Here is a 20147-nt window from a genome sequence, read left to right as displayed (position 1 = left end):
CCATAAAGGCGGTCCAGATGAAACGTGTAGTGGATGTTTTTAAAAACCGTGGTCGCGAGTTGGTTTGGACCTACGTCATTCATCTTCAGAATGACGAGGACTTTCACCCCGGACAGTTAGACTTTGAAGTAGAGGCCCTTAGACTCTCTCAGCTAGATAAACGCGGCACTACGAATGAACTTAGCGCCAGAGTTCGGCTCAATAACTGAGGTTTAGGCGCTTTTGGGGGTAAATTACCCCTGGTATTGCCAATGTTAATGAGATTCATTATCATTTATGATGAATCAACCTAATAACGGCATCCCCATGACTCGCACCAAATACCATCCAGCCTCCATATTCTTTCATTGGTTTGTTTTCATCCTCGTTGTGGCCGCCTTTATCGTGATTGAACTTAAAGGGCAATTCCCCAAGGGAAGCGAACCGCGCGAACTTTGCAAATCAGTGCACGGCGTTATTGGACAGCTCATTTTTTTGGCCATGGCTGCTCGCTTAACGATCCGCCTCATTTATGGCGTTCCACAACCCACAAACCCAAAACCTGTAATTGTTTCACTGGCTAAGGCAATGCATTGGCTGCTCTATGCACTTCTCTTGATATCCCCTATCTTCGGCATTCTGTATTTTCAGTATGGCGGCAAAGAAATCCACTTCTTTGGTTTGGTATGGCCTCAGCTAGTTACCCCAAATCCTGAGATGAAAAAATTAGCTGAAGGGATTCATGAGTTTTTAGGAAATTCACTCTATATTTTGATTGGCATTCATGCTATCGCTGGACTATGGCAACATTACGTAATTAAGGACGATACACTTCGTCGTATGTTGAACAAAGTAAATGCATAAACTAAAGCTGGGGTAATGATTAAATGAAGCCACTCTCTAAAAAAGCCAAGATGGCTGTCGGCTGGACAATCTTAATGACCGTCATTGGAACCGCCATGTTGCACCAGTGGCAATTCTTTGCGATGGGCTGCGCGTCCATTGCCTTATTGCTTGTAGCGAATCACTACGATCTTCTAAAAGATCCTGAAGACAAAAAATAATCCCACCTATGTGGGGGTGGGATTATTGAGATGCACCCCAAAGTCTGGGGCTTATATTAAAGAGTTGGGTAATCGGTGTAGCCGGCTTCACCGCCACCATAAAAAGTAGCGCGGTTATAAGGATTTAAAGTAGCGCCTTTCTGGAATCTTTCCGCCAAATCTGGATTAGCAATATATATACGGCCATAAGCTACTGCATCTGCTAAGCCATCCTCTAGAACCTTCTCACCCATAGCTTGGTCATATCCACCAGCAGTGATAAATTTTCCTTTATAAGCTGCACGGAACATTTCAGATGTAATGGGCGCATCTTCATTCACTTGATCACCACCTCCTGCACTAGTTGAGCGAGGCTCAATCATATGTACATAGGACAGGTTATACGTGTTGAGCTTTGCAATCGCAGCAGTAAACAAGGCAACTGGATCACTATCACCCATATCGTTAAAAGTGCCGTAAGGCGAAAGGCGTACACCAACCTTATCGCTTGGGAATACTTTGCAGACTGCCTCGATGACTTGACCCAATAAACGCAGGCGGTTCTCAATAGAGCCACCATATTCATCGGAGCGTTGATTGGTTTTATCTTGCAAGAATTGATCTAGTAAGTAGCCATTAGCAGAATGAATTTCAATGCCATCAAAGCCTGCAGCCTTTGCATTTTGAGCTGCTGCCTCAAACTCTTTGAGTAAACGAGCGATATCTTCCACACTCATCGCAGTTGGTACTTCATAGTCATGCAGCTTCCAATCAGCGCCATAAGTTTGACCTGATGCAGCAATAGCTGAAGGCGCCTCAGGTGCACCCTGCTCTGGATGCAAAGAAGAATGGGAGATGCGGCCTACATGCCATAACTGCGCAACGATTGATCCGCCCTTCGCGTGAACAGCCTCAACGATCTCTTTCCATGCAGCAGTCTGTTCTGCTGAATAAATTCCGGGTGTGGCGGGATAGCCTTTGCCCAATGGAGAAATTTGAGTTGCCTCAGTAATAATTAATCCAGCGCTAGCACGCTGTGCGTAATACGTTTTTGCTAATGGGTTTGGCACATCACCAGCCACCGCACGCATTCTAGTAAGCGGAGCCATGACTAGACGGTTTTTTAATTGAATTGAACCGAGACTAACCGGTGTGAACATGATTTCTTTGCCTGACATTTGCTGCCTTTTTGTAGTAATAAATTAGATGATGGACTGTAACAAGGATTGGTAATTTCTGCTGAGCAATGAATATGCTTAATTAGGTGCGCCCAAATTGTTCACGAATGCAATTAGCCAGCGCATTAAATTCTTGGGTATGTGCCGTCGATGATCGCGCAACCAAAGCAATCACCCTCTTAGGTGCAGGCGATGCCAACTCCTTCGCCACTAATTGAGAGTTATTCAATAAACTGCTCTTGACCGCCATGCCAGGAAGCAAGGCGATCCCAAGACCTGACTCGACCATCTGTAATAGGGTTAGCAAACTCGTTGCCTCCAAGCCTTCAGCCTTACGGATATCGGTTCGCCTGCAAGCTTGCAAACTATGCTCTCGCAAGCAATGCCCCTCCTCTAACAATAGGAGTCGCTCAGCCATCTTGGCCGGCAAGGTTACCTCTTTACCTTTTAAAGCAGGATCACCCTCTTTTGCAACCAACCAAAAGTGATCATCAAACAATTCTTGTACAAGTAGCCCACTGACGTCATATGGCAATGCAATCAAAGCAAAGTCCAACTTGTGCTCTGCAAGTCTTGAAAGTAGATTTGCTGTGAGATCTTCCCTCAGAGTAATTTTGAGATCCGGAAATCGCGTACGGACTTCAGGCAAAACTACGGGCAATAAGAATGGAGCGATAGTTGGTATAACTCCCAAACGAATTGTGGCGGTCATTGGCTTACCTGTTGCGCCCGCATACTCCACCAAATCTTCAGAAGCAGCCAAAATGAGTTTTGCGCGCTCAAGCACCTCTAAGCCAATCGGGGTAATCGAAACATTTTGGCGATCACGTTCCACTAAATGGATCCCTAGCGCATCTTCCAACTCCTTTAAGCCAGCGCTTAATGTCGACTGCCCGACAAAACAAGCTTGCGCAGCTCTGGTGAAATTGAGCTCTTTAGCCAAAGCAACGAAATAACCCAATTGCCTCAAAGATGGTGAATAAGCCATACATACCCCTTGTTATCGATTTATTAGATAAATACTATCATAATGATTTACTGGACTGATAAATAAATTAAGCGCACACTACATCCATGGTTGAGAAAGCAGCAAATAAGACTCAACAAATCGCACTTAATGAAAAGGAATCAAAATGGCACGTCCAGAGATCAAAACCATTCACAACTTAGAGTCCGCCTTTGCTGGCGAATCTATGGCGCATATTAAATATCGCTACTTTGCCAAGTTAGCTCGCGCGGCGGGCGACGAAGAGACAGCCAAAATATTTGAAGCAACTGCCGAGCAAGAGGTAATGCATGCATTTGGTCACCTAGACTTACTCTACCCTGCCAATACAATCACACCAGCACGCGCCTTAGAGATTGCAATTGAAGGTGAAACTTATGAATACACAGAAATGTATCCTTCGTTCCGGAAAACGGCTGTAGAAGAAGGTAATGCAGCTGTAATTCAAGAGATTGATGAGCAAATCGCTGAATCAAAAGAGCATGCAGAGCAGTTTCAGGCGGTATTGGCAAAAGCAGCAAAACGCTTCGCTGCATTAGCTAATGTTGAAGAGCGCCATGCAAACCATTACAAACAGGCTTTAGAAAAAGCAAAGGTTTTTGCTGCTCAATAAGAGTAGCTCAGAAATAAATAGCAATTAAATTTAAAATGAATGAATTATTTAAGGAACCAGCATGAAAACTTACCAATGTATCGTATGCGGCTATATTTATGATGAAGCAAAAGGAATCCCTGAGGATGGTATTCCAGCTGGAACGCTCTGGGCTGATGTACCCGAAGACTGGGAATGCCCTGACTGCGGCGTTGCAAAAGCCGACTTTGAGATGGTTCAAGTAAGCTAATACCCATTCATCACAATTAACTCTGTTTATTTTTCGTCATTTTGGAGAGCTCAGCTTTGGATCAAACTACCCCTCAATCCGGTTCCGCGATTGTCATCATTGGCAGCGGATTGGCTGGCTACACTGTTGTACGAGAAATTCGTAAACTGGATAAAGTAGCACCCATCACTTTAATAACAAGAGAGCCTGGTTATTTTTATTCAAAGCCAATGCTCTCTACTGCACTTGCCAGCAAGAAAGAAGCAATGCAACTCGTCTCTACTGCAGCCGATGGTATGGCAACACAATTAGAGATGACGATCTTAGGTGAATGTGATGTCAGCGGGATTGACTCTAATACTCAAACAATTAAAACCAGCAAGGGCGATCTTCCTTATGGAAAGCTGGTTATGGCATTAGGAGCGGATCAAATTCGCTTGCCATTACAAGGTAGCGCTGCCAACGAAGTCTTCACCGTTAATGATCTTGAGGACTATGCCCGTTTTCGCACTGCTATCGAAGGCAAAAAGAAAGTTGCCATACTGGGTGCGGGCCTGATTGGTTGTGAATTTGCCAATGATCTTGTGCTGGGTGGATACGAGGTAGACGTTATTGATTTAGCTCCTCAGGCCTTAGGCCGCCTATTGCCGGAAGCAGCGGCGCTTGAGTTACAAGGAAAGCTAAGTGCAGCCGGAGTACGTTGGCATCTTGCTACAACTGTAAATGCCATTGACCGCAAAGGAGATAGCCTACAGGTGTCCTTGGAAAATGGCAGCACGATAAATTGCGATGTATTTTTGTCTGCCGTAGGTTTAAAACCGAGAATTGAATTAGCCAAAGCAACTGGCATCAACGTTGGGACCGGCATTCAGGTCAATCGTGAACTAGAAACCAATATCAAAAATATCTTTGCAATAGGAGATTGCGCAGAGGTGGATGGTTTGGTTTTGCCATACGTCATGCCCATCATGCAAGCAGCACGAGCATTGGCGCCAACCTTATTGGGTCAAGCCACACCACTCACCTACCCTGCAATGCCAGTGATGGTAAAGACCCCTGCTTTACCCACCATAGTTTCTCCACCAGCAAAGGGTGCTGAAGGTAAGTGGACTACCACCCCAGTAGAAGGTGGTCTAGAGGCCCGCTTTGAATCTGCAGATGGTAAGTTGTTGGGCTTTGCATTAATGGGTGCGGCCACAGCACAACGTGGCGCCCTCACCAAAGAACTGCCAGCCATACTAGCGTAAGAAATACCGATACAGCAACAAAAAGGCCCGCATTGCGGGCCTTTTCTTTATGCAGCTAGTGGCGATTAAGAAACAATCACGAACCAAGTTGTGTTGTGTGATTGTGCAACCATCAAGAACAACATCGGGATAGATAAAACTGTATTCAAACGGGATGTCAGCATCGCAACGCGAGCAGACTTTGCCTTTACATCGGCTTCAACAGCTACGATGCCAAGGGCACGCTTCTGATTTGGCCAAATAATGAACCAAACATTAAAGGCCATGACTAAAGCAATCCACATACCTAAACCGATTGCACGGAACGGCGCTTGCAATGTGAAAGCTTGGTGCAAGTAGCCACTTAAGCCAGCAACGATCAAACCTGTTACTACAGTAAACAAAGCTGCGTAACGGAACCAGAACAATGCAGTTGGAGCAATCACTTTACCAATCGCTGGTTTTTGCTCATCTGGAATCTTTGGCATTGAAGGAATTTGCACAAAGTTGAAATACCAGAGTAAACCAATCCACATCACGCCAAACATCACGTGCAACCAGCGGAATACAAACGGGAGCTCAGCAGAACTAAAGTTTCCGCCCAAAGCAAAGATGATTAAGACAAGAAGAACAAAGCCTGCAAGAACAGTACGTCCCAGCGAAGTTAAGATAGAGGTCATGAGGGTTTCCAGAGATTGAAATATTATTTAGCGAAATTCTGGCTAGCAAAATCCCAATTCACCAGATTCCAAAAATTTTCCAGATACTTTGGACGCGCATTGCGAGTATCGATATAGTAGGCATGCTCCCAAACGTCGCATGTCAGCAGAGCTTTAGCATCAGTAGTAAGCGGAGTTGCTGCATTGCTAGTGGAAACTAGATCGAGACTGCCATCCGCCTTCTTAACCAACCATGCCCAACCAGATCCGAAAGTTCCTACTGCGCATTTGGTGAATTCTTCTTTGAATTTATCAAATGATCCCCACTTAGCATTAATGGCATCGGCCAATGCACCAGTAGGAGCTCCACCGCCATTTGGCTTCATACCAAACCAATAAAAAGTGTGATTCCAAACTTGGGCTGCATTATTAAAAATACCACCTGATGACTTTTTAACAATCTCTTCAAGGGTAGAGTTCTCAAACTCAGTGCCCTTAATTAGGTTATTCAAATTAGTGACATATGTCTGATGATGCTTACCGTAGTGAAACTCCAAAGTTTCCTTAGAAATATAGGGCGCTAAAGCATCAAGAGCGTACGGCAACTGAGGTAAGGTATGTTCCATTTGTATTCCTTTTAATTACATTAAGAGCAAAAATATAGGTTATTTTTGAATAACTATAGACTATTCTGGCTTTTTTGTTTGAGGGGCAAACAAATTCCGCGAGCCCTGATAACTTAAGGCCTGGTTAAAAAAGAAATGCCGGCAATAGGCTCGCCGGCATCCAATAAGACCAGAGGTTCTGCAGCTTATTGCGCCGTCCAACCACCGTCCATATTCCAAGCCACTCCACGCACCTCAGAAGCGTCAGGCCCGCACAGAAATACTGCCAAGGCAGCCAATTGCTCTGGAGTAACAAACTCACCGGATGGCTGCTTTTCAGATACCAGGGCAGTTTTCGCAGCTTCATTAGAAATGCCTTCACGCTCTGCGCGCGCATCCACCTGTTTCTGTACTAGCGGGGTCAAAACCCAACCTGGACAAATTGCATTGCAGGTAATACCGGTGCGGGCATTTTCTAGAGCGGTAACCTTAGTAAGACCAATAATGCCGTGCTTTGCAGCTACGTAAGCAGCCTTCTGAGTAGAGGCTACTAAACCATGTACGGATGCGATATTGATAATGCGACCCCAATTACGCTTCTTCATTCCAGGTAACGCATGATGCGTCGTATGAAATGCAGAGCTCAAATTAATGGCGATGATAGCGTCCCACTTATCAGTCGGAAACTCTTCAATATTTGCGGTGTATTGAATGCCGGCGTTATTAACCAAAATATCCAGTGAGCCAAAACGCTTTTCTGTCTGCTTGATGAGGTCTTCAATTTCAGCGGGCTTACTCATATCGGCACCGTGATAATCAACTTCTACTCCACATGCTTTGATTTTGGCGATGGCTTCATCTTTCTCACCAAAACCATTAACCATGATATTGACGCCTTGCTTTGCTAATGCAATAGCCATCCCTAAGCCAATACCGCTAGTAGAGCCAGTAACCAGGGCAGTTTTACCTTTTAATGTAGACATTTCTTTTACCGTATCAAGTTAACTAAAGGGCTGTTGAATTTACCCAAAAACTTGATGTTACAGGATCTGGGGCTTAGATCAGATGTAGCCATCTGCCCAGCTGATGCCAAAAGCTATCTGGAACCAGAGTGAGGAGCCAAGTAAATAGAATGAAGCGCAATAGCTTGCCTATAAACATATAAATCAAGCATGGCTGCCAGGGAAGCTTTAACCATCCCGCTGCCAAACATAAGGGGTCACCAAGACCAGGAAGCCAAGAGAGCAACAACAGCTTGGGACCCCAGCCCTCTAGCCAACGCTTAAGACGACTATTGCTAGGCTCATCCATTGCTTTAAAGCTATTGCGAGCAACTACTCCAAGCCACCAATCCACCATTCCGCCCAATGTATTACCTACTGTGGCAACCATAATCGCAAGCCAAAATAAGTGAGGGTTTAGAGTGATGTAGCCAAACAAGATAGGCTCGGAACCTGCTGGTATTAATGTGGCGGAAATGAATGCACTGATAAATACCGCTGGTAACCCAACGGAAGGCATCCCAAACCAGGCAAAGAAATGCTCGAACATATGCTCCATTAAGACCAAGCCCCTATGACATGGGCACGCAAACAAATGGACTTAATCCAATGGCATAGGTTGTTGGCAATTATGGCGCCTTCATTTGCTCTCATAGAGCCTATTTTGCCTTGTTTTGGTCAGGATCCAAGATTTCTAAATCTTGCTTAAACTATCGTCTGTATAGGCAGTTAAACCATAAAACTTATAAATTGAGACTTCCATGAGTTACCCCATTCCAAAGCCAGACCAATATCAAGAAATGCGCGAAGCATTACGCGACCTCTGCGGCTCTTTTGACTCCGCTTACTGGCAAAAAATTGATCACGAAAGAGGCTATCCAGAAGCTTTTGTAGATGCAATGACCAAGGCCGGTTGGTTGGCTGCCCTCATCCCAGAGGAATACGGTGGATCAGGCTTAGGCCTCGCCGAAGCATCCGTCATCATGGAAGAGATTAATTTTTCTGGCGGTAATTCAGGCTCATGCCACGGGCAGATGTACAACATGGGTACCTTGTTGCGTCACGGCTCAGAAGCCCAGAAAAAAATGTATCTTCCTAAAATTGCATCAGGCGAGTTGCGCTTGCAAAGCATGGCTGTGACTGAGCCGACAACGGGGACCGATACAACTAAATTAAAAACCACTGCAGTTAAAAAAGGTGATAAGTATGTGGTGAATGGCCAAAAGGTTTGGATCTCCCGCATTCAACACTCTGATCTGATGATCCTGCTGGCTCGCACTACCCCCATCAGTGAAGTGCAGCGTAAATCAGAAGGTATGTCGATCTTTATCGTGAATCTTGCTGATGCTATTGGCAAAGGTATGGAGGTTCGGCCAATTGCCAATATGGTCAATCATGAAACCAATGAAGTATTTTTTGACAACTTAGAAATTCCTGCTGAAAACCTCATTGGCACCGAAGGTCAGGGCTTTAAATACATTCTGGATGGATTAAATGCAGAACGCGTATTAATTGCTGCTGAATGCATAGGTGATGCTTACTGGTTTATTGATCGCGCACGTCGTTACGCCAATGACCGAGTTGTATTTGATCGACCTATCGGTAAAAACCAAGGCATTCAATTTCCGATCGCAGATAGCTATATTGAAACTGAGGCAGCCAATCTTATGCGCTTTAAAGCCTGCGAGCTATTTGATAATCACCAACCTTGCGGCCCTGAAGCCAATATGGCTAAGTACCTTGCAGCTAAAGCATCTTGGGAGGCTGCGAACGTGTGCTTACAAACCCATGGTGGTTTTGGTTTTGCTAATGAATATGATGTTGAACGTAAGTTTAGAGAAACTCGTCTCTATCAAGTGGCGCCAATTTCAACCAATTTGATTTATTCCTATATTGCTGAACATGTTCTTGGCCTACCAAGATCTTTCTAAAAAGTAACCATATGAGCGTTCGTCCATTAGATGGCATTACGGTTGTTGCACTAGAACATGTCATTGCGGCACCATTCTGCACTCGCCAATTGGCTGATTTGGGTGCGCGCATTATTAAAATTGAACGCCCTGGGGGCGGAGACTTTGCGAGAGGTTATGACACTCAGGTTGAGGGACTCTCCTCTCACTTCGTTTGGGTCAATCGATCTAAAGAGAGTTTGACGCTTGACCTCAAGCAAGACTCTGCAATGGCAATCTTAAAAAATTTATTGAAAACCGCAGATGTCTTTATCCAAAACCTTGCGCCTGGTGCAGCCTCTCGTATGGGTCTGAGCCCAGAGGTTTTGCAGAAAGATAATCCTGGATTAATCACCTGCGCTATCTCGGGTTACGGCAATGATGGGCCTTATCGCGATAAAAAAGCTTATGACCTCTTAATCCAAAGCGAAGCAGGATTTCTTTCGATTACCGGAACACCAGAGACGCCAAGCAAAGCTGGTAACTCAATCGCCGACATTGCAGCAGGAATGTATGCCTATACGAATATCTTGGCAGCATTGCTACAAAGAGGAAAAACTGGAAAAGGCTCGGTGATTGATATCTCCATGCTTGAGGCATTAAGTGAGTGGATGAGTTTCCCAATGTATTACGCCTACAAAGGTGCTGAGCCGCCACCAAGAAATGGCGCATCACATGCAACTATCTACCCATATGGCCCCTTCAAAGCAGGCGATGGAAAGACTGTCATGCTGGGCCTTCAAAACGAACGTGAATGGGTGCAGTTTTGCGAGATAGTTATAGAGAATCCCGCACTAGCTCAAGATGAACGCTTTGATCGCAACTTCAAGCGTAACGAAAAACGTGCTGAACTCCTAGAAATCATTAATGCTTGCTTTAGCAAACTCAGCTCAGAGCAATTAATCGCTCGCTTAGAAAAAGCACAAATTGCAAATGCCCATCTCAATGACATGGCAGGTCTTTGGAAGCATGAGCAACTGAAAGCACGTAATCGCTGGACTGAGGTTGACACGCCAAATGGCTCGATAGCCGCCCTTTTACCTCCAGGCCTCAATGACAGCTACGATTACCGCATGGATCCTATACCTGCAGTAGGACAGCATACTGACGCTATCCTCAAAGAGCTCGGAATGTCAGAGTCTGAGATAGCTTCTATGCGGGTTAGTGGAGCAATTTAAAGCAGTGGTGAAGTAAGGTGTGCAGCATTCTCCAGGTAACGACGCCAGGTTGGTCGTTTTGCCCAGGCTTTTGGATCAACATAATCTGATTGCGCTAAATAAGATTCTATTAACTTCTCTAATTTGGCACAGAAATCAACGTTGTAAACAATGAGGCTGATTTCAAAATTAAGACGTAAGCTGCGTTGATCAAAATTAACTGAGCCGAAGATGGCAATGCGCTTATCAATTAACAGACTCTTCGTGTGCAGTAAGCCGCCATGGAACTCCGCAATAATTACTCCGGAGTTCATCAAATCCTCATAGAAGCTCTTACTACTCCAAGCCACTAGCGTGGAATCATTAAGCTTAGGAACGATCAAGGTGACCTTAACACCTCTGGCTGCCGCAGCCATCAACGCCTGGATTAAACCATCATCCGGACCAAAATAAGGCGTTGTAATAACCAACTCTTCACGAGCATCCATAATGGCCGATAACAAGACCTGATAAAGAATATCGTCACGATAAACCGGGCCAGAAGAGAACTCTTGAGCTATAGCGCCTCCTACATGAGGCGATGCCGGTGGCTCGCGATCCCTAAAATTCGTAATGTTTGGGTTATCAACACTCCAATCAAATGCAAAGGTCAATTCAAACTGGGCAGCTACTGGACCTTCGATGCGCACCATCGCATCTACCCACTCACCCACGCCTGAGTCCTGCTTAAATGTGCGCGGATCAACCAAATTCATACTGCCGGTCCACACTACAGCACCATCAATAACGAATATCTTGCGGTGTAGACGTAAATCGGCGCGACGGAACTGAAAGCGGCCAATCTGAATCGGCAATGCCTCCGTTACTTCAATCCCAGCCTTGCGAAAACGTGCCGGCCATGGAGACTTAAACCAATTTTTACTGCCTAAAGAATCCAGTAATACACGACAGGCTACGCCGCGCTGAGATGCTGCAATTAAAGCTTCGCAAACTCTATCGGCATCACCGCCCAAAGCCCAAATATAAAACTCTAGATGCAAACTTTTTTGGGCACCATTAATCTCATCAATAAAATTTTGCAAAATTTTGAGTGAATTGGTATGCAATTCAATCTTGTTGCCTGCCACTACTGGTGAGCCATTTTTGGACTCAGCTAAAAGACTGAGAGCCCTTCCCTCAACTGGCAACTTCTGCCTATCAGCCGCAAACTCCTGGCGCATTGTCTCGGTAATTTTTTCATACTCGTGATTCATGCGAACAATCTTGCGGGTAAGCTTTCGTCCTACAGGTCTTTCGCCTATCAGAACGTAAAAGGCAACTCCCAAAAGGGGTACTAATATCACGATCAGAAACCATGCGAATGCTACACCCACTGGTCTTCTGGCTGAGATCAAGTGAAGGCCAAACAAAAGCACAATGAGGATGTGTACGATTGGAACCCATATTAGAGAGAATCCAAAAACGGATCCGAAAATAAACGACAAAATATTCATACAAGTTCCAATTCAGCAGTAATACCTAGATGATCTGATAGCTTCAGCCATTCATGCAAAATTTTTGCAGAATGAATTTTTAATCCACGCACATAAATCCTATCCATAGGAAGTAATGGCTTCACACTCGGAAAAGTTTTCGCCGGCGAACCAGTAAGCACCTCAAATACCTCATCAAAACCAGCGGCTTTCATAGGCGCACTCACACGATTGCGCCAATCGTTGAAGTCACCTGCAACGATCGTGGGTCCATCTTGAGTCAAGTTTTGAATATGTCGAATAATAGTCTCCAGCTGCCGCTCTCTGCCGCGCTCGAAGAGTGCCAGATGCACGCAAAAGCAATGAATAGGCTTATCGATACCTTCTAACCTAGTAATGCTGTGCAACAACCCACGACCCTCAAAGCGATATGCTGAGATATCGTAGTTATTTCCTTTTTGTTGTGGATGTCTGGAAAGAATCGCATTGCCATGATGCCCATCACGATATTCCACATTCTTTCCATAATGCCAGTGCTGCCAAAAATCCTCAGAGAGAAAGTGAGTTAACTCTGTCAGCGGCCATTGCTCAAAGCGCCTTAATCTTCCTCGGTGCTCCTGTTGCAATTCTTGCAAAAAAAGGAGGTCTGGATAATGACTGCGCATTTGCTGGCGCAACTGATAAATCGTGGCATGTCGATGCAAGGGCGATAAACCCTTATGAACATTCATGCTTAAAACCGTAAAGCGGGAAGAGTTAACTAGACTCATTAAAACTGCCCTGCTGCGCGCTGACGACGAACGCGTGCCAAATAGATTTCACCTTCGACCAATTCTTGGCACTGCATACATTTATTGCATATAGAAGCCTGCTCACGCAACTCGTCAATAGAGTCGATCGGGTGAGCATCCAAATACTCACGCAAATCCACGTCGAGGACCTCGTTACAGAGGCAAACCACTTCAGCCATAGGTCGAAAATAGGGAAATCAATCTCATTACAGCCATTTTGCCATTGCCTTGATAGAATCTAGCGCATGTTGAAAGCTTTTCAGGACGCCCTTACTCTGCTTGCCCATCTAGATGGCGCAGTTTTGGGTATCGTCCTAGTCTCGCTGCAAGTCAGCCTGAGCGCCCTTTTGATTGGCACGCTTTTAGGCCTTCCAATTGGCGCCCTTCTGGCAACCGAGCAATTTACCGGCAAAAAGACGATTATTGTGACCCTCAATACCCTGATGGGTGTGCCTACAGTGATAGTTGGGGTCCTGGTATATCTCATGCTCTCGCGTACAGGCCCCCTGGGAGCCTGGGGCTGGCTATTTACAACCAAGGGGATGGTTGTGGCTCAGGCACTTCTAACAACACCCCTAATCGCCGCCCTTAGTCGGCAATTAATAGAGGACTCGTGGAAAATACATCGCGATTCCTTTTTAAGCCTCAGATTGCCTCCTTTATCGCGCTTTAAATGGTTGATATGGGATTGTCGCTTTTCCCTAACTATCGCTATCCTAGCGGGCCTAGCCAGAGCAATTTCCGAGGTTGGGGCCGTCATGATTGTGGGTGGCAATATTGATCGCTCGACCAGAACTATGACAACGGCTATTGCTCTTGAAACAAGTAAGGGCGACCTTCCGTTAGCACTTGCTTTGGGAATCGTGCTTTTAGGGATAGTTCTAATCGCTAATTTATTTACACTTATTGTTCGTCAAGTGGCGGAGCGCCGTTATGGTTAATTCCGTTGAAAATTTTGAGAAGTTCATTGAGCTCAAAGACATCATCGTCAAGAGCAATGGCAGAACAATTCTCAATATTCCACATGCGATTATTCCAGCAGACAGAATTACTGCTTGTATTGGGCCGAATGGTGCTGGCAAAACGACTTTTCTCAAGGTGCTTGATGGTCTTATCAAACCAGATAGCGGCACCGTCACCTACTCTTTCAAAACCAATACTTCATTAGTTTTGCATCACACACCCATGATTAAAGCTTCTGCAGCCGCTAACATTGGGATTGTTCAAGATGTCGATTCAAGCATCACCAAATTAGACATCCAAAAGGTTATGGATGAAGTTGGTCTCAGCAACTTAGCCAATAGTCCAGCACATAAATTATCTGCCGGCGAAAGACAAAAATTATGTCTTGCAAGAGCTATTCTTCTCAAGCCGAATTTAGTTTTATTAGATGAGCCTACTGCAAATCTTGATCCCAACACTACCGAACAGGTTGAAGACCTCATTCGAAAATTTGATCAGCATGGCGCGGATGTGATTTTTTCATCTCATCAACTGGCTCAAGTACAAAGACTCGCTCAGCACATCATCTTCATTGACCAAGGCGAGATAAAAGAAAAGGGACCCGTAGGCCCCTTCTTTGAAAATCCCCTGACAAATGCAGCTAAACGCTACTTACATCAAGAGTTGCTGTCCGACTAATTACTTAGCAGCAGGTGCTGCTGGGGCTGGTGGTGCAGCTGCAGCTACCGGCGGAGTAAATGGTGGAGGTGCAGTACAAGCTCCTGGAGCTGGAGTTCCAGGCATCCTAAACTGATCTGCCACCTTGTTTTGTGACAAACATAATTTGTAAGCATCTACTCTACCGCTATAAGCCGTCTTCGCTTTGGCTAAAGCTGCTGCTTCCGCCTGCTCAGGAGTCAATGGAGGTAGTGCAGCAAACGCTGCAGTTCCAGCAAAAGCACAGAATGTGAAAGCAATGATTTTTTTCATGGCTTAACCCTTTTTATTAAGATCGTCGTACCAAAGCTCATGGTGCTCTTTAGCCCAAGTCGCATCTACATAACCAGTCTTCATGCCATCGATTGAACCTTGCATACCGATAGTACCGATATAGATGTGCCCCATCGCCAGTGCACTCATCAAGATAGCAGCACTGCTATGAATAATGTTTGCAATCTGCATAGTGCCACGTGTGTATTCAATAGTCATGAACGGTACGATCATATCGAGCACAAAACCTGAGGCTGAAATTGTAAGACCCAAGAATGTCATACCAAACCAGAACCAGAATTTCTCACCAAAGTTAAAGAAGCCTGCTGGCACATGCTTGCCATTCAAAATGCCACCGAAGTTCACGATCCAATTCATATCACCTTTGCCTGGGATATTCTTACTTACAAAGAGTAAGAAGAAAACCACAACAGTGATCGTAAACAAAGGTCCTGTGAAGTTATGAATATTCTTACAAACATCTAGGAAAGAGCCATAAGCTGCTCCACCCATCAAAGGCATTGCAAAATATTTGCCGTAAAGAATCAATAAACCAGTAAATGCCAAGGCTAAAAAGCTGAAAGCCATCAACCAGTGCACCAAGCGATCAAAAGCGCTGAAGCGTTTGATTTTCACGCCTGACATTGGCTCATGTAACTTGATAGAACCTTTAAGGGTATACATCGCAACTACGCCAAAAAACGCAAGTGCTAGCAACCAACCGCCGTAGACTGTGATTACACCGTTACGAATCACGCGCCATTGCTGACCAGCACGCTGAATCAGTACGCTAGCCTCTTTGTCAGGAATGCTGACATAGTTATATGGATCGCTATTGGCGGAAGTAAAGATAGATGGGTTCGCTGGCTGAGCTTGTGCTTGCGTTCCATTGGCCAAAGCATTTGGATTGGCCGGCACAGACAATGGCGGAATATCTACTCCGCTAGCAGATGGCAGCGGCGCCATCGGTGCACGCTCAGCGAAACTGATCCCGCTTGCCAAAGTCAGCGACAAACCTGCGGTCACTACTAAAGCGCGTAGAACTTTTGAAAATGATCGTTTCATACACATGTCCTTAAACGTTTTCGTTTTATTTATAGTTATTTAGTTGATCACTTAACGCGACTGTATTCGTTTTGACCTTGGGTACGCTTGTCAACAGACTCAGTCCAACTAGCCTGATTACCCGGCGTCCAGTTCTTAGTCATAAAGCCATTATTGGCACCCATGTAAGGAGCAACGTCTGGACGTTTAGCAGCCTTAGCAGCAATTTCTGGAGGCTCAGAGCAAGCAGCCAACAACCCTGCTGCCGCAAAACACAATCCGAGAGTTTTGAAATTAACTTTCATTATTTAGCTCCTGGAATTTTTGCAGCAGGTGTTGGTGTTGGCGCTGGTGCATCTGGGCCACCGTAAGCAGTAGTCCAACCAAATGCTTTAGATCCTGGATATTTACCATTCTTTTCACGCATCGCAACACGATTATTGAAGATGCCAGAAATAATGTCGCTGTCACCACCAATCAATGCCTTGGTTGAACACATCTCAGCGCAAAGTGGCAACTTACCTTCTGCCAAACGATTGCGTCCATACTTTTCGAACTCAGCAACGCTGCCGTTCTCTTCCGGACCACCGCTACAGAATGTGCACTTATCCATCTTGCTACGGGTGCCAAAAGCGCCCTTGCTCAAGAATTGTGGTGCGCCAAATGGGCATGCAAAAGAGCAGTAGCCGCAACCGATACAGATATCTTTATCGTGCAACACAACGCCCTCATCGGTGCGATAGAAGCAATCTACTGGGCATACCGCCATACAAGGTGCATCGCTACAGTGCATACATGCAACTGATACTGATTTTTCTTGACCAATGATGCCGTCATTCACCGTTACAACGCGGCGACGATTAACACCCCAAGGCACTTCGTTATCATTTTTACAGGCTGTGACACAACCGTTGCACTCAATGCATCGCTCTGTGTCGCAAATAAATTTCATTCTTGCCATTGTGTTCTCCTGACTTTATTTTTTGACTTAGGCAAATTTTTCGATTTGGCACATAGTGGTTTTGGTCTCTTGCATCATCGTCACCTGGTCGTAACCATAGGTTGTTGCAGTATTGACCGCCTCACCAAGAACCACTGGAGCCGCGCCTTCTGGGTAGTACTTACGCAAGTCATTGCCCTGCCACCAACCAGCAAAGTGGAATGGCACCCAAGCTGTTCCTTGATCGACACGCTCAGTAACCAATGCACGAACTTTGATTCTTGCACCTGTAGGTGATTTCACCCAAACATAATCCCAGTTCTTAATGCCGCGATCTGCTGCTGCCTTAGGATTAATCTCAACAAAGTTTTCTTGTTGAAGTTCAGCCAACCATGGATTTGAACGAGTCTCATCACCACCACCCTCGTACTCAACCAAACGACCAGAGGTCAGAATGATTGGAAACTTCTCATATAACTTCTGATTCAAGTTTTGATCTTGAACAGTCTTATAGAGAGTTGGTAAACGCCAGAAATTCTTCTTATCCGCAGAAGTTGGATACTTACGCATCATCTTCTCGTTAGTACTGTAGAGGGCTTCACGGTGAATTGGAACTGCATCTGGGAAGTTCCAAACTACTGCGCGTGCTTTCGCATTACCAAATGGATGGCAACCGTTTTTCATCACAACGCGCTGGATACCACCAGATAAGTCGGTCTTCCAATTCTTACCTTCAGCAAGCTTCTTCTCATCTTCAGTTAACTGATCCCACCAACCAAGTTTCTTCACGAACACGTGATCAAACTCTGGGTAGCCGGTAGTAATCGCAGAGCCCTTAGAGCAGGAACCGTCACCAGCCAACAAGCTCACACCCTCGCGCTCAACACCGAAGTTGGCACGGAAGTTACCGCCACCCTCCATGACGCTCTTACTGGTGTCATAGAGATTTGGTGAACCTGGGTGTTTGATCGCAGCTGTACCGTAGCAAGGCCAAGGCAAGCCGTAGTAATCGCCAGTAGTGTCGTAACCAGTAACTGGATCTACACCACCACGAGATTTCAGGGTCTTCGGATCAAATACTCCAACCATTCTCATGTGTGCTTTGAGACGCTCAGGAGTTTGACCTGTGTAACCAATAGTCCAAACGGAGCGATTGATTTCACGCAAGATGTCTTCGATTTGAGGCTCTTTCCATTGCTTACCAGCAAATTTAGAGTTCAGCATCTTGTAGTTCTTGGACAACTCTTCGCCGAAGCCAAGGCGGTCAGCAAATGCTTGCATGATCACATGGTCAGGTACAGATTCAAACAATGGGTCGATAACTTTCTCGCGCCACTGTAAAGAACGATTGGATGCTGTCGCGCTTCCGCATGTTTCAAACTGGGTTGCTGCTGGCAACAAATAAACATTACGGTTCTTGTTTACTACATCACCCTCTGCTGCAGGCATTGCTGCCATAGCTGCAGTAGCACTTGGGTATGGATCAACCACAACCAAAAGATCCAACTTATTCATCGCGCGCTTCATATCCAAGCCGCGAGTTTGCGAGTTAGGAGCATGACCCCAGAAGAACAAGCCTTTAACGTTAGTCTGTTGATCGATCATGTCGTTCTTCTCAAGAACGGCATCAACCCAACGAGAAACAGTAGTTCCAGACTTCTCCATCATGTCCGGCGCATAGCGGCCTTTAATCCATTCGTAGTCAACACCCCAAACAGTTGCGTAGTGTTTCCATGAGCCGGCAGCTAAACCATAGTAGCCAGGCAATGAGTCTGGGTTAGGACCTACGTCAGTTGCACCCTGAACGTTATCGTGACCGCGGAAAATATTTGTGCCGCCACCAGATTTACCAACGTTACCTAATGCCAACTGCAAAATACAAGATGCGCGAACCATGGAGTTGCCAATGGTGTGCTGTGTTTGACCCATACACCAAACAACCGTACTTGGACGATTCTTAGCCATGGTTTCAGCAGCTTTGTACATTTGAGCTTCAGGAACGCCGCAAGCCTCTTCCACAGCAGCTGGATTCCACTTCTCCATAACCTCTTTACGAATCTCTTCCATTCCGTAAACACGGTCATTGATGTACTTCTTATCTTCCCAGCCATTTTTAAAGATGTGATACAGAAGACCGAACAAGAAAGGAATGTCTGTACCGGAACGAATGCGGATGTATTGATCTGACTTCGCTGCTGTACGGGTGTAGCGCGGATCAACCACGATCACTTTGCAACCATTCTCTTTAGCGTGCAACAAGCTCAACATAGAAACTGGGTGAGCCTCAGCAGCATTTGAACCGATGTACAAAGCAGCCTTAGAGTTCATCATGTCGTTGTAGCTATTGGTCATCGCACCATAGCCCCAGGTGTTTGCAACACCGGCAACTGTTGTGGAGTGACAGATACGAGCCTGATGGTCTGTATTGTTTGTGCCAAAGAAAGAGACCCACTTACGGAGCAAGTAGGCCTGTTCGTTGTTGTGCTTTGATGAACCGATAAAGAACATTGCGTCCGGAGAATATTTCTCGCGAATACCCTTCATCTGTGCAGTAATTTCAGTTAAGGCTTGATCCCAAGAGATACGCTGATACTTTCCATCAACCAATTTCATTGGATAACGTAGACGATAGTCGCCATGACCGTGCTCACGCAATGCTGCGCCTTTTGCACAATGAGCGCCTAAGTTAATAGGAGAATCGAACACGGCGTCTTGACGTACCCAAACACCATTCTCAACAGTCGCGTCAACCGCGCAACCTACTGAGCAGTGAGTACAGATGGAGCGTTTAACCTCAATCTTGCCCTTACCGTCGAGCATTGCCTTGCTTTGCTCTGCAGATGCTTTTTGCACAAAGCTTAATTGGCTAGCAGCGATACCAGCACCAACACCTACGCCAGAGCGTTTAAGGAATGTGCGGCGATCCATCGTTGGCACTGCGGCTTTTAAACCTCGTGACAAACTGCCAATCAGACGTGATGTTGAACGACTGCTTTGTGGGGTATTGGATTTACGAGTCAGACTCATATGGTGTCCCTGAGAAAGTTTTTGTATTTATTAATTAACTGTTAAGGCAATAACTGGTGAAACTAATTAAATCAAAGTGGTTTCGTAATACTTACGCATGTGTGCAGTCATTGTTTGACCCGCATCTTTCACCGTTTTGGTGCTACTAATTTCTTGGATGACTGCTTTACCAACCGGAGTTTGGCTAGCTACAGCAACAGCACCTACTGCAGCGCTTGCACCAATAAAGAAATTGCGGCGCGATGGCTTCGCTTGGTCACTTAAAGCAACTTTGGATTTAGTGCTCATGGCATGCTCCTATCTAGTTTTTCTTGATT

The 20147-nt window shown here is 45.6% G+C and carries 25 protein-coding genes; 10 read left to right on the top strand and 15 right to left on the bottom strand.

The window, feature by feature from the left end; genetic code table 11:
- Positions 1-17 precede the first annotated feature (17 nt).
- The 3 genes from ICN10_RS07670 to ICN10_RS07660 all read left to right on the top strand — a co-directional run bounded on the left by ICN10_RS07670 (position 18) and on the right by ICN10_RS07660 (position 1043).
- On the top strand, positions 18-209 hold the full coding sequence (locus tag ICN10_RS07670) for a hypothetical protein (protein ID WP_216214317.1): 192 nt from the start codon (positions 18-20) through the stop codon (positions 207-209).
- A 67-nt stretch (positions 210-276) separates the two neighbouring features.
- Positions 277-843 (top strand): cytochrome b, encoded by a 567-nt coding sequence (locus tag ICN10_RS07665; RefSeq protein ID WP_216214314.1) that lies wholly within the window; start codon positions 277-279, stop codon positions 841-843.
- 23 nt (positions 844-866) lie between these two features.
- Positions 867-1043 (top strand): hypothetical protein, encoded by a 177-nt coding sequence (locus ICN10_RS07660; RefSeq protein WP_161484699.1) that lies wholly within the window; start codon positions 867-869, stop codon positions 1041-1043.
- A 56-nt stretch (positions 1044-1099) separates the two neighbouring features.
- Here ICN10_RS07660 and ICN10_RS07655 read toward each other — a convergent pair whose 3' ends face one another.
- Positions 1100-2200, bottom strand: coding sequence for an alkene reductase (locus ICN10_RS07655; protein ID WP_216214312.1), 1101 nt, complete (start codon positions 2198-2200; stop codon positions 1100-1102).
- A gap of 82 nt (positions 2201-2282) precedes the next feature.
- Complete coding sequence (locus ICN10_RS07650) at positions 2283-3188, bottom strand: hydrogen peroxide-inducible genes activator (protein ID WP_216214311.1); 906 nt, start codon at positions 3186-3188, stop codon at positions 2283-2285.
- 145 nt (positions 3189-3333) lie between these two features.
- Here ICN10_RS07650 and ICN10_RS07645 point away from each other — a divergent pair, with 145 nt between their 5' ends.
- The 3 genes from ICN10_RS07645 (at position 3334) to ICN10_RS07635 (ending at position 5274) form a co-directional block, all read left to right on the top strand.
- Positions 3334-3819 carry a rubrerythrin family protein gene (locus ICN10_RS07645; protein ID WP_216214309.1) on the top strand — a complete coding sequence of 162 codons (486 nt, stop codon included), beginning with the start codon at positions 3334-3336 and terminating at the stop codon, positions 3817-3819.
- 61 nt (positions 3820-3880) lie between these two features.
- Complete coding sequence (locus ICN10_RS07640) at positions 3881-4048, top strand: rubredoxin (RefSeq protein ID WP_068321654.1); 168 nt, start codon at positions 3881-3883, stop codon at positions 4046-4048.
- Positions 4049-4104: 56 nt separating this feature from the next.
- On the top strand, positions 4105-5274 hold the full coding sequence (locus ICN10_RS07635; RefSeq protein WP_216214308.1) for an NAD(P)/FAD-dependent oxidoreductase: 1170 nt from the start codon (positions 4105-4107) through the stop codon (positions 5272-5274).
- A 65-nt stretch (positions 5275-5339) separates the two neighbouring features.
- Here ICN10_RS07635 and ICN10_RS07630 read toward each other — a convergent pair whose 3' ends face one another.
- From ICN10_RS07630 to ICN10_RS07615, 4 genes are all read right to left on the bottom strand, one after another.
- Positions 5340-5933, bottom strand: coding sequence for a urate hydroxylase PuuD (locus ICN10_RS07630; protein WP_216214306.1), 594 nt, complete (start codon positions 5931-5933; stop codon positions 5340-5342).
- 23 nt (positions 5934-5956) lie between these two features.
- Entirely contained in the window at positions 5957-6538 is a 582-nt protein-coding gene (sodB, locus tag ICN10_RS07625; RefSeq protein ID WP_068321667.1) for a superoxide dismutase [Fe], read from the bottom strand.
- Between the two features lie 185 nt (positions 6539-6723).
- Complete coding sequence (locus ICN10_RS07620) at positions 6724-7500, bottom strand: 3-hydroxybutyrate dehydrogenase (protein WP_068321670.1); 777 nt, start codon at positions 7498-7500, stop codon at positions 6724-6726.
- A gap of 73 nt (positions 7501-7573) precedes the next feature.
- Positions 7574-8077: a YqaA family protein gene (locus ICN10_RS07615; RefSeq protein WP_216214296.1), complete on the bottom strand. Its 504-nt coding sequence runs from the start codon at positions 8075-8077 to the stop codon at positions 7574-7576.
- A 202-nt stretch (positions 8078-8279) separates the two neighbouring features.
- Between ICN10_RS07615 and ICN10_RS07610 the strand changes: the two genes are divergently transcribed.
- Together ICN10_RS07610 and ICN10_RS07605 are read left to right on the top strand one after the other, a co-directional pair.
- Entirely contained in the window at positions 8280-9449 is a 1170-nt protein-coding gene (locus tag ICN10_RS07610) for an acyl-CoA dehydrogenase family protein (protein ID WP_068321707.1), read from the top strand.
- Positions 9450-9460: 11 nt separating this feature from the next.
- Positions 9461-10645 carry a CaiB/BaiF CoA-transferase family protein gene (locus ICN10_RS07605; RefSeq protein WP_216214294.1) on the top strand — a complete coding sequence of 395 codons (1185 nt, stop codon included), beginning with the start codon at positions 9461-9463 and terminating at the stop codon, positions 10643-10645.
- Here ICN10_RS07605 and cls read toward each other — a convergent pair.
- From cls to ICN10_RS07590, 3 genes are read right to left on the bottom strand one after another with little or no spacing between them, the layout of a single operon-like run.
- Positions 10642-12117: a cardiolipin synthase gene (gene cls, locus ICN10_RS07600; RefSeq protein ID WP_216214292.1), complete on the bottom strand. Its 1476-nt coding sequence runs from the start codon at positions 12115-12117 to the stop codon at positions 10642-10644. The genes ICN10_RS07605 and cls overlap by 4 nt on opposite strands.
- Positions 12114-12866 carry an endonuclease/exonuclease/phosphatase family protein gene (locus tag ICN10_RS07595; protein ID WP_216214290.1) on the bottom strand — a complete coding sequence of 251 codons (753 nt, stop codon included), beginning with the start codon at positions 12864-12866 and terminating at the stop codon, positions 12114-12116. Before ICN10_RS07595 ends, cls begins: the two co-directional genes overlap by 4 nt.
- On the bottom strand, positions 12866-13066 hold the full coding sequence (locus tag ICN10_RS07590) for a (2Fe-2S)-binding protein (protein ID WP_068321724.1): 201 nt from the start codon (positions 13064-13066) through the stop codon (positions 12866-12868). Before ICN10_RS07590 ends, ICN10_RS07595 begins: the two co-directional genes overlap by 1 nt.
- 66 nt (positions 13067-13132) lie before the next feature.
- Between ICN10_RS07590 and ICN10_RS07585 the strand changes: the two genes are divergently transcribed.
- Entirely contained in the window at positions 13133-13828 is a 696-nt protein-coding gene (locus ICN10_RS07585; RefSeq protein ID WP_216214288.1) for an ABC transporter permease, read from the top strand.
- A complete protein-coding gene (locus ICN10_RS07580) occupies positions 13821-14528 on the top strand; it encodes an ATP-binding cassette domain-containing protein (protein WP_216214286.1) in 708 nt (235 codons plus the stop codon). The genes ICN10_RS07585 and ICN10_RS07580 overlap by 8 nt, the downstream gene beginning before the upstream one ends.
- On the opposite strand, the gene ICN10_RS07575 is transcribed toward ICN10_RS07580, so the two are convergent.
- From ICN10_RS07575 to ICN10_RS07550, 6 genes are all read right to left on the bottom strand, one after another.
- A complete protein-coding gene (locus ICN10_RS07575; RefSeq protein ID WP_216214284.1) occupies positions 14529-14819 on the bottom strand; it encodes a hypothetical protein in 291 nt (96 codons plus the stop codon). It abuts the gene before it with no gap.
- A 3-nt stretch (positions 14820-14822) separates the two neighbouring features.
- Complete coding sequence (locus ICN10_RS07570; protein ID WP_216214282.1) at positions 14823-15884, bottom strand: formate dehydrogenase subunit gamma; 1062 nt, start codon at positions 15882-15884, stop codon at positions 14823-14825.
- A gap of 47 nt (positions 15885-15931) precedes the next feature.
- Complete coding sequence (locus tag ICN10_RS07565) at positions 15932-16168, bottom strand: hypothetical protein (protein WP_216214280.1); 237 nt, start codon at positions 16166-16168, stop codon at positions 15932-15934.
- Entirely contained in the window at positions 16168-16824 is a 657-nt protein-coding gene (fdh3B, locus tag ICN10_RS07560) for a formate dehydrogenase FDH3 subunit beta (RefSeq protein ID WP_216214277.1), read from the bottom strand. The genes ICN10_RS07565 and fdh3B overlap by 1 nt, the downstream gene beginning before the upstream one ends.
- Before the next feature lie 27 nt (positions 16825-16851).
- Entirely contained in the window at positions 16852-19830 is a 2979-nt protein-coding gene (locus ICN10_RS07555) for a formate dehydrogenase subunit alpha (RefSeq protein ID WP_216214274.1), read from the bottom strand.
- A gap of 66 nt (positions 19831-19896) precedes the next feature.
- A complete protein-coding gene (locus ICN10_RS07550) occupies positions 19897-20118 on the bottom strand; it encodes a formate dehydrogenase (protein WP_216214270.1) in 222 nt (73 codons plus the stop codon).
- Positions 20119-20147 lie beyond the last annotated feature (29 nt).

The organism is Polynucleobacter sp. 86C-FISCH (genome assembly GCF_018882415.1).
In the GTDB taxonomy this organism is placed as follows: domain Bacteria; phylum Pseudomonadota; class Gammaproteobacteria; order Burkholderiales; family Burkholderiaceae; genus Polynucleobacter.
Note: the sequence above shows the minus strand (reverse complement) of the source record. Positions and strands in the feature narration are given on the sequence as shown.